Origin of the sequence: uncultured Dokdonia sp. (assembly GCF_937910895.1) — a bacterium.
Classification (GTDB): domain Bacteria; phylum Bacteroidota; class Bacteroidia; order Flavobacteriales; family Flavobacteriaceae; genus Dokdonia.
This window is the reverse complement of the sequence record NZ_CALEMI010000054.1, coordinates 1-9999: the sequence shown is the minus strand read 5'-3', so window position 1 is coordinate 9999 and position 9999 is coordinate 1. Positions and strand designations below refer to the sequence as shown.

Genomic DNA, 9999 nt, shown 5'->3' with positions numbered 1-9999 from the left:
TGATACAGCTCTAAAACCAAATCCTAAATCAGAGCTATAACTAGAGTTCTTTATTTTATTTAATTCCTTTGATGTAAGCCATTTATATAAGGGGTGCTGTTTGCTTCCTTTAACATCAATTTTTTCTGTAAGCAAGAAGGTTACCCCGAAATTACGTTCACAAAAAGTCTGTATTTCTTGGGCATCACCAGGCTCCTGTTTCCCAAACTGATTGCAAGGGGAACCTATCACAACTAATTTTTCAGGATAGGAATCGCTTAGTTTTTGAAGGTCTTTATATTGTTTTGTAAATCCGCATTCTGAAGCTACGTTCACAAATAACAACTTCTTTCCTTTGAACTCAGTAAGATCAATAGGCTTTCCATCTAAACTATGTATAGATACATCGTATAGTGATGGAGTCGTCGTTTGTTTTGAGGGAGCGGTTTTAGCTTTATCAATTAGGTTCATAAGTCTCTTATTGGTTTAAGTAATTCTGTAATTCTGCGATTTTTGTTGATGTATTAAATACCCCTCCATAATAGGAAGTAACAGTCGCCGATGTATCGTCTTTAATGCCACGAGAAGATACGCATAAATGTTTTGCATCTATAATAACAGCTACGTCTTCTGTATTCAATATGGCTTTCAAATCTTCGGCTATTTGATTGGTCAGGCGTTCTTGTACCTGTGGCCGTTTTGCATAATACTGTACAATTCTATTCAATTTTGAGAGCCCGATAACCTTTCCAGAAGAAATATATGCGACGTGCGCTTTTCCAATGATAGGAACAAAGTGATGTTCACAATTAGAGTAAAAAGTGATATTCTTCTCAACAAGCATTTGATTGTATTGATATTTATTATCAAACAATGCTACTTTGGGTTTATTAGCAGGGTTAAGACCAGAAAATATTTCTTCGATGTACATCTTGGCGACTCTATTAGGAGTTCCTTTAAGAGAATCATCGGTAAGGTCTAGTCCCATCACATCCATAATTTGACCGAATAGAACTGCTATTTTTTCCTTCTTTTCATCATCAGTCATCTTAAAAGCGTCAGCTCTCATAGGGGTTTCTAGACCTGTGTATATGTGATCATCTCCAATTTCATCTTCAGAGAAACCAATAAGTCCGCTTTCCTTAACAAGGGTATTCAACATAGTTTCTTGGTGTTTCATATAATTTTATTTTTAAGTCTAAACCTGAAGCGAGTTCAGGTGCTAAAAGGTTATAAATAGCGATAGCAATATTTTCTGCTGTAGGATTTACATCTTTAAATTCTTGTGTATCTAGGTTTAGGTTTTTATGATCAAATCTATCTAAGACTTTATCTTTAATAAGATCTGATAAGATTTTAGTGTCTATCACATACCCCGTTTCTGGATCACATACCCCAATTACTTTGACTTCTAAGTCATAATTATGACCATGATAATTGGGATTGTTACACTTTCCAAAGACTTCTTTGTTCTTAGCATCACTCCAATTTTTGTTATGTAATCTATGAGCGGCATTAAAATGCTCACAACGTACAATTGCCGTTTTATTCATTATGATTATTTTGGTAAAAATTATTAGATGTTAAAGGTATTTTAATTTTTGTTTAATTTTTAATTTATTTTGTTAAACAAAAATTAAAACTAGTAACTTTACACAGTCAACATATACACAGTACAAGAATTCATGAAAAAAAACAATCATAAAATACATATTGTAGGTGCAGGAGTAAGTGGTTTAATCGCAGCTCAAGTACTTGAAAATAATGGTTTCTTTCCTATCATTTTAGAAGCAACAGATAGAGTAGGCGGGCGTGTAAAAACAGATAGTATAGATAATTATCAATTAGATCATGGGTTTCAAGTACTATTGACTTCCTATCCAGCAGCACAGAAGTATTTAGATTTTGAGGCTTTAGAACTACAAAGGTTTCTACCAGGGGCTTCTATATTTCATAATGGTAAGCAGTCCATATTAGGAGATCCTCTAAGAAATATATCACTATTGCTTCCTACTTTATTTTCTGGAATAGGATCTATAAAAGACAAATTAAAAGTTCTTTCGCTTAACGCGAAATTAAAAAAGAAAACCATCCCAGAGATTTTTTCAGATAAAGAGAAAACGACCCTAGCCTACTTGGAAGACTTTGGTTTTTCTCATCAAATGATTACTACTTTTTTTAAACCCTTTTTCAGTGGAATCTTTTTAGAATCAGCTCTTGAAACATCCAGTAGAATGTTTGAATTTGTGTATAAAATGTTTGGCGAAGGTCATGCGGCGCTACCGAAAGCGGGTATAGAAGCCATTCCTAAACAATTACTTCAAAACCTCAAAAACACAACCATCAAATATAATACCTATGTTTCTTCGGTACAACAGCAAGAAATCTTATTAGCTACAGGGGAGATTATCCCATCTGATTTTACAATTATAGCCACCGATGCAAGTACACTCGTTAAAAATTTAGTGACTACAGCTATAGCATGGAAATCCTGCGATACGCTTTATTTTGAAACCAAAAACAGAGCGATTTCAAAACCGCTGATAGGTCTTGTTCCCGAACCAGATGCATTGATCAATAATATTTTTTATCATACAAGTATTGCAACAAGTCAACAGCCAGTGCATGAATTGCTGTCTGTAACGGTTGTAAAGGATCATGAACTGTCCACAGAAGAACTTATAAGTAGGGTAGAAGGAGAGTTGAAAAAGTATTGTGGTATTGAATCCTGTCGATTTATAAAGCGCTATACGATTCCTAAAGCGTTACCTCAATTACAGGACATTCGGTATGAGATGGCTCCATCAGAAGCACGATTAACATCAAGCATCTTTTTAGCAGGAGATACACAGCTCAATGGTTCCTTAAATGCAGCAATGATTGCCGGTGAGAGAGCAGCTTTGGGCGTTTTAGAATCTATTTAATTAATATCAAGCGCTCCTATCATTTGTTAGGAGCGCTTAAAACTTGTACAAAAATAATTTTATATACGTGAATCTGGACGTCCTTTTAATCGAACTTCTATCTTTTTCTTTTTAGCAGTAAGTCGTTTCATTACATCCATAAGTTCTGAATCTCTTGTTTTCTTATAAATCTCGTTGATAGCGAGGATTAGACGTTTTGCTTCTCTTGATGCAACAACACGATCACTGGTTGACATATGACTCATTTTGGCGCTTTCAAAGGCTGATGCTTCTTGTAAAATATCCATGGTCTCTTTCTGTTTATTTTTTTATAAAAATAGTTAAACATTTTAAATTGTACAAATCTAAACGATTAATAAATGAGATAATGACTATAAGATGGCATTTATTTAGATTTAGTTTTATAGCGTTTTGTTAAAGAAGCATAAGACGCATAAATAATTCTCTATATTTGTAACTTAGTGAGAGAAGGTCTTCTAGAGATGGGAGGCTTTTTCTTGTTTTATAGCAAGGATTATTTAGAACATAAAAGGGAGTCTAAAAATAATGAAGCTCTTCATTCTAAAATTTATACATCAATTCCTTGATTTTATTAAAATAAATTTGACTGAATACAACTATCTATTTTAGACTTCCTTTTTAACTTTTAGTTACCTATATAATACATTATACAGGATCCCCTGGAGCTGTACAAATACACGCGATACATCTTTGTGGATACGTGCACTCAGCATCAGAGTGGCAAAGGTTTCTTGGAGGCCTTCCTCCAGCTATTTGTTTTTGTGCTGTTTCGCTCAAATTCTGAGCTCCTTTTACTGTTGAAATCTTTTTTAACATAATGATCAATTTAAATTATACACACGCTGAGCAATTAAAGACATTCAGCGTTTCTGTCTAACAAACTAGTTTTGTATGATTTAAAGATATGAGCATTGCTAGCGACCCTAAAGAAATGCATTTCGGTTTTCATGAATATTGATAAAGTAACTCGCTTCCCTATAATGTCTTACGATTGTATGGATTGTTGTTCTGAGCAATCAATAGCGATTATGTATAATCTTAGAGTGATGTGGTTTTTTGTTTAGAGATTTTACTTCCCAATACAATAGGTAACTATTCGCATATGTATGGGGGTTGTATCATTGTGAGGTGTACATAAGGTGGGAGACTTTATTTACTTTTGGTTGTTCTTATGTCAATATAAATGATAGTTGTTTTCTAATTATTATATGTTGATTACTAGTTTAATAACTTTTCTTTATTTTTTACATCATTTCTGTAATTATTTAGATATTGTATTTGAAATCCTAATAATGAATTAATTATGAAATTATCAGAGTTTATTAATGAAACGATTAAAGAAAATAAAAATGCAGAGCAACAATTTATTAAAGAAACTTTAGAAATTAATCTATTTAAAGAAAAATTTATTGAATTGATTATTGATGATTTTATTGTTAATTTAAATTCAATTGTACCAAGTGACAACGGTTATTTAGAGATAAAAGAGATAAAAAAAGAAATATCTAATTATCCTTTATTTTTAGAATATGAAATTGAATTAAACATCAACCATAATATTGCTCAATATTATCTCGAAATAATAGGAAATCCAGAAAAAAAGGATGATGGAGTTTTTCTGAAAATGATAAGTGTAGGGTATAATAGAGCTTTAGAAATTGAAGAATTAGACTTTGATCAAATAGAAGACTTAGATGTAGAAGAATATATTGTTGGATTATTTCAAGAATTTAAAAAATATGATTGATAAAAAGTTCCAGTTTTAATATTTTAAAACGTAAAAGATTAAATAATTATCGAAGATAAAGATCATTATGATGTTTATCTCATATTAGGATTAGATGAATTAACAGATTTTTATCTTGAATTAGAATTCTAAAATATAGATACAAATGATTTCAAGAAATTAATGGAATATTGGAATCGACCCGATAGTTCAAAATTAGACCCGATGCTTATAACTAAATAAGTGTAGGCTTCCCCATATATTATGAAGCATATTAGCATGGTTTATGAAGTTCAAAATATATCAGAAATTTATTCTGAATATATTACTATGACTGATTATGAAACAAAAAAATCAGAGTACTTTAATTGTAAATATTGTGGAACTAATAATAAAAAAAGATTTAGGTCTAAAGCTCATTTAATTCCAGAGTTTACTGGGAATAAGGAATGGTTTTGTTATGATGAATGTGATAATTGTAATCATATTTTTGGAAATTATTATGAAAATGCATTAAAAAACTTTGGAGCTTTTAAGAATTCGTTTTTGCCTATTAAAAGAAAAAAACCACATCCTAAATATATTGATGGTCATAAAAAATTTTCAATTAAATATCGAAATGATAATACTTTAGTGATGAATACTTCGGAAATTGGAAATTTTTTTGATATTGAAAATGATAATATTAAAGTTAGTTCTGTAACACCTCCATTTATACCTTTATATGTGTATAAATGTCTATTTAAGTTTGGATTAGCTTTAATGAATACCAGTGATTTCCAAAAATTTAAATCTAGTATTCCTTGGTTATTAAATAAGGATATGAAAATAAAAGGTAATATTCCTTATATCATGCTTTTAAATTCTCAAACAAAACCAGTCGTAAAACCTATTGCTATTTTATTAAAAAGAAAAAAAGAGTATAATTCTCCGGAGTATAGTCTAGTTTTTCAATGGGGGTTTTATTTTTTTCAAATTTTTTTACCATTTAATTCATTAGATGAAAATTTGGATTACAATGAATTGAAATTCCCTGTATTTGAAAATTTTGTAATAAAAAATAATAAAGGGAATTTTGGGTTATCATATTATGATATGGATAGTTTAAGCAAAGTTAAATCTATTTATGATGCAAATTTTGGTTTAAAAAATTTTAAAAAAATAAAATCACCTTTAATATAACAATACATTAGGCTCTTTTAAAAGATTATTAAAAGAGTTACTTCCCGATACAGAAACTTTTTTTCCTTATTTTATACTACTTTAGATAGAATAAGGTACAATTAAGTTGTTAATTTCGCTAATTTTAATTAAGGGCAATGATAACATTCAACTTAACACTTACACTTCTTTGTTATTAGGTTATTTTTTTAAAACATTTCATGTGCTTTTATGTGATAATAGATAGTCACTGATTTAAAGGGCTTCTCAAACAAGACTTTTCTGTATATATCACAAAATGCATTAACTTTCGTTTCTAAGATATAGATAGTTTACTTTTAAAAAGACCTATTAGGCGTTTTTTCCAAACTGAAAATGCTTATAAATTTATGGACGATAAAAAGTTTCCAAGCTATTGGAGGTTAGTAAGAGAGGATTTTAATAAATTTGATTCAGGTACTTACTAATAACAAGTACTAAAAAATGATTAACAAACTGTTTAAGATGAACGTACGCCTTCCAAAAGACGAAAATATACATATAGCTAATACAAAAGATATAGCGCGTATAATGCGTAAGATTCTTTTAAGACAAAATCGGTTACATCGTAAGAAAGAATATTTATGGGCTATAGGTTTAAGTACTGCCAATAACATAGAATACATCGAACTTTTAACCATAGGAACGCTTAATAAAAATAGTGTTAAACCTATCGACGTATTTAATTTTGCAGTCGCTAAGAAGTGCGAAAAGATTATCATTTGCCATAATCACCCATCGGGAAATATAACGCCTAGTAAAGATGATATAGCAATGACACAGTTAATAACAGCAGGTGCAACTGTATTAGGAATTAAGTTATTAGATCACATAATTATAAGCGAAGACAAAGAGTACACAAGCATAAAAAATAAATAAGTCCTTTTTACTATTATCAAAATTAAATTACAATAAATAAAAGCTTAGAACGTATTAAAAAAGTAGTAGAAGGGGCAGAAAATATGCTAGAAACATTTGTAAGCTTCCCCAATTTAGAACTGCTTATTTTTCCAAAACTTTTATATAGTTGCCAAAATTGTTACTAATTAGGGGTAGGAGTGGGGTGATTTTAAGAATTAATAAATATTAATCTATGCTACAGTAATAAAAATAGCTTCAATATTATATTTTTACACTATGTTTAATTTTCAATTAGACATTTCCTTTTGAACACCTACTCTAAAACAACGTTCTTCTCCGAGATAAAGAGGGTTTCCGTGTTTTTCTGACCAAAAACCATCTAACAGATCTTTAGTGATACATTTATAAACAGCAACTCCTTTGTAAATAGCACCTTTTTCATTTTGGTACTTAAAATTAAGTATCAGGATATTATCTTTAAAAAAACCAGTTCCCAATTGAGTTTGATTCTCATTAATAAGCCATTCAGCAATAATCCTTTTGTTTTCGTCTAAGGTTAAGCTTAATGGTCCCTTATAATTTCCTCCTTCTGCATCTTGATTACTTCCAATGATACTAAACGTACCTACTAAATCCTGTTTATTCATTTTAAATGAAGTATAGTCTAAGTTTTAATCTCTAGTTATATTTTTTAAAATTCTCAGCCTGTTCAAAAATTTCTTTAAACACCTCATCTTTGGTTATTGGTGGATAATCATTTTCTGCTAATAGTATGATAAGATCAACTTTTAGTTCTGCTTTAATATCATCTCTTTGATTCCAGTCGGTATATCTTGCTTTATCATCTACTACTTTTTTAACTTCCTTGGCTAGATGAATTAATTTATCTTCAGGGTAATCAAAATCATATTTATGAGCTATGGCTTTTAAAATATCATAAAAAGCTTTTTCTTCAAAATCAATTCCCATGTCTTTAAAAGAAGATTTTTCTTTTTTTAATTCGTGGTATAAATCTATGATTTCATCTGTAAAATCTTCCAATACATTACTCTGCAAAATATCAGATTCTTTACGTTCGTTGTATTTGTCGACAAGGCTTTTAAATTTTTTAGAAAAATCTATTCCTTGTTTTTTGTTTGTCTTCTTTAACTCATCAATTGCCCTTAATAACAGTTGTTGCAAAAGTTTTATTTTAGTATTTGGCAGCTTAATTTTTTCAATTTTCGCCAAATAAGACTCATCAAAAATATCAATTTCAGTACTCTTATTCTCGCCTAACTTAAAAATTTCTTCTACGCCATCACTTTGTAATGCTTGTTTGATGAGTTCTCTAACCCTGGCATTCATTTGTGCTGTATCTGGTGCATTCCCTTTTGTGAGTTTAAATACAATGGAGCGGATAGCTAAATAAAAATGGATATGATCTTTTTGATTTTCTGTAAAAGCATCTGTACCACAACAAATATCATAAGCAGCCTTTAAACGCTTTACAATATTCATGAAACGGGTTTCAATGTTTTTGGTTAGCTGTACATATTCTGCACCATTATTTAAGCACTCTAATTGTTTTAAACCAGTTTCAGAAAAATAATCTGAAGCATCAAACCTGTGAAATAGTTTTGCTAATAAATCCAATTGATCCTTTATTACAACTATAGATGTTTCAATATCTTCAAAATTCTGTCCATCAATAGCAGAATACTGTTTTAGAGCTAAATTCATTTGTTTTTTGAACCCAATATAATCGACTACTAACCCCTTTTCTTTAGACTTATATTTACGGTTAACTCTAGAGATGGTTTGAATCAAATTGTGTTGCTGTATAGGTTTATCTATGTACATCGTATCTAAAAAGGGCACGTCAAAACCAGTGAGCCACATATCTACTACAATGGCTATCTTAAAGTTTGACTTTTCATTTTTAAATTGTCGGTCTAATTCTTTTCTATCGTCTTTGGTACCCAACAAATCATACATTTCTTTTGGGTCATCTTTACCTCGCGTCATTATCATTTTAATGCGCTCCATAGGTTTTATTTCCTTTATTTCTTTTTCGGTTAAGGTAGAACCTTCTTCAAACGCTTTAACTTCTGTCCATTCTGGGCGTAAAGCAATAATTTCTTGATATAGATTGAATGCTATTGGTCTCGAGCTGCAAACAAATAAGGCTTTACCTTTTAGGGTTGCGCCTTCTTCTATTCTCGTTTCATAGTGTTTAACAAAATCTACGGCAATTGCCTTTAGTCGATCTGGATCGCCAATGATGGCATTCATATTGGCAGATGCCTTTTTACTTTCTTCTATTTGATAATCATTGGCACCTTCTTCTGCGCATAGTCTATAATACTCTTCTATTTCATATAGCTTTTTATTTTTTAAAACTACTTTGGCTGCACGGCCTTCATACACAATGCGAACTGTAATCTCATCTTTTTCAGATTCGGTCATAGTGTAGGAATCTATGATGTCTCCAAACACATTTAAAGTCGCATCTATTGGGGTGCCTGTGAACCCAACATAAGTTGCATTTGGTAAAGAATCGTGTAAATATTTAGCAAAGCCATATGTTTTTTTTACACCATCTTCGGATACTGTGACTTTTTGATCTAAATTAATTTGACTTCTATGCGCTTCGTCTGAAATACAAATCACATTAGTCCTTTTGGTTAAAATTTCTAGATCTTCCGTAAACTTATGTATGGTAGTTAAAAATACACCCCCGCTTTTTCGTCCTCTAAGTAATTCTTTTAACTCTTTTCGGCTTTCTACACTAACGATATTATTATCTCCTATAAAACCCTTGGCATTCGTAAATTGAGAGGATAATTGATCATCTAAATCAGTTCTGTCTGTTATAATAATTAATGTTGGACTTTTAAAATGTTTACTTCGCATTAATAGTCTTGACAAAAACAACATCGTGTAGCTCTTTCCACAGCCTGTTGCTCCAAAGTAGGTACCACCTTTACCATCTCCCTCTGGTTTTTGATGCAACTTTATATTTTCCAATAGTTTTGTTGCAGCATAATACTGCGGATAACGACAAACAATTTTTTCGTCTTTGGTAGATTGGTCGGGTATATAAATGAAATTGTGAATGATATCGAGCAAGCGATTCGGTGCAAGCATACCCTCTATCATGGTAAATAAAGCATCAATGCCATCTACCTCACTTGCCAAGCCATTGGTTCTGCGCCAGGCATACCAAAATTCTCTGGGCGCATAAATAGACCCGGCTTTGGTATTGACACCATCGGAGATGACCGAAAAGGCATTATACTTCAATAA

11 protein-coding genes are annotated in these 9999 nt (G+C 31.0%); 4 read left to right on the top strand and 7 right to left on the bottom strand.

Annotation, left to right across the window (positions count from 1 at the left end):
- The 3 genes from Q0505_RS07185 to Q0505_RS07175 all read right to left on the bottom strand — a co-directional run.
- Positions 1–450: glutathione peroxidase (locus Q0505_RS07185; RefSeq protein WP_299210654.1), on the bottom strand; the 450-nt coding region annotated here is incomplete at its 3' end.
- A gap of 7 nt (positions 451–457) precedes the next feature.
- Positions 458–1159, bottom strand: coding sequence for a GTP cyclohydrolase I FolE (folE, locus tag Q0505_RS07180; protein WP_299210652.1), 702 nt, complete (start codon positions 1157–1159; stop codon positions 458–460).
- Entirely contained in the window at positions 1122–1532 is a 411-nt protein-coding gene (locus tag Q0505_RS07175) for a 6-carboxytetrahydropterin synthase (protein WP_299210650.1), read from the bottom strand. The genes folE and Q0505_RS07175 overlap by 38 nt, the downstream gene beginning before the upstream one ends.
- Positions 1533–1664: 132 nt before the next feature.
- Between Q0505_RS07175 and Q0505_RS07170 the strand changes: the two genes are divergently transcribed.
- Entirely contained in the window at positions 1665–2903 is a 1239-nt protein-coding gene (locus tag Q0505_RS07170; RefSeq protein WP_299210648.1) for an NAD(P)/FAD-dependent oxidoreductase, read from the top strand.
- 59 nt (positions 2904–2962) lie between these two features.
- Here the strand turns inward: Q0505_RS07170 and Q0505_RS07165 are convergent, their stop codons facing one another.
- Both Q0505_RS07165 and Q0505_RS07160 read right to left on the bottom strand, forming a co-directional pair.
- Entirely contained in the window at positions 2963–3190 is a 228-nt protein-coding gene (locus tag Q0505_RS07165; protein ID WP_299210646.1) for a hypothetical protein, read from the bottom strand.
- Positions 3191–3569: 379 nt separating this feature from the next.
- Complete coding sequence (locus tag Q0505_RS07160; RefSeq protein WP_299210644.1) at positions 3570–3740, bottom strand: hypothetical protein; 171 nt, start codon at positions 3738–3740, stop codon at positions 3570–3572.
- 487 nt (positions 3741–4227) lie between these two features.
- On the opposite strand from Q0505_RS07160, the gene Q0505_RS07155 reads away from it, so the two are divergent.
- The 3 genes from Q0505_RS07155 (at position 4228) to Q0505_RS07145 (ending at position 6729) form a co-directional block, all read left to right on the top strand.
- Positions 4228–4671, top strand: coding sequence for a hypothetical protein (locus Q0505_RS07155; RefSeq protein ID WP_299210642.1), 444 nt, complete (start codon positions 4228–4230; stop codon positions 4669–4671).
- Positions 4672–4914: 243 nt separating this feature from the next.
- Positions 4915–5832, top strand: a complete 918-nt coding sequence (locus Q0505_RS07150) for an HNH endonuclease (RefSeq protein WP_299210640.1) — start codon at positions 4915–4917, stop codon at positions 5830–5832.
- Between the two features lie 462 nt (positions 5833–6294).
- On the top strand, positions 6295–6729 hold the full coding sequence (locus tag Q0505_RS07145) for a JAB domain-containing protein (RefSeq protein WP_299210638.1): 435 nt from the start codon (positions 6295–6297) through the stop codon (positions 6727–6729).
- 269 nt (positions 6730–6998) lie between these two features.
- On the opposite strand, the gene Q0505_RS07140 is transcribed toward Q0505_RS07145, so the two are convergent.
- Together Q0505_RS07140 and Q0505_RS07135 are read right to left on the bottom strand one after the other, a co-directional pair.
- Positions 6999–7358 carry a hypothetical protein gene (locus Q0505_RS07140; protein ID WP_299210636.1) on the bottom strand — a complete coding sequence of 120 codons (360 nt, stop codon included), beginning with the start codon at positions 7356–7358 and terminating at the stop codon, positions 6999–7001.
- Between the two features lie 31 nt (positions 7359–7389).
- On the bottom strand, positions 7390–9999 hold a 2610-nt coding region (locus tag Q0505_RS07135; RefSeq protein ID WP_299210634.1), incomplete at its 5' end, for an HsdR family type I site-specific deoxyribonuclease.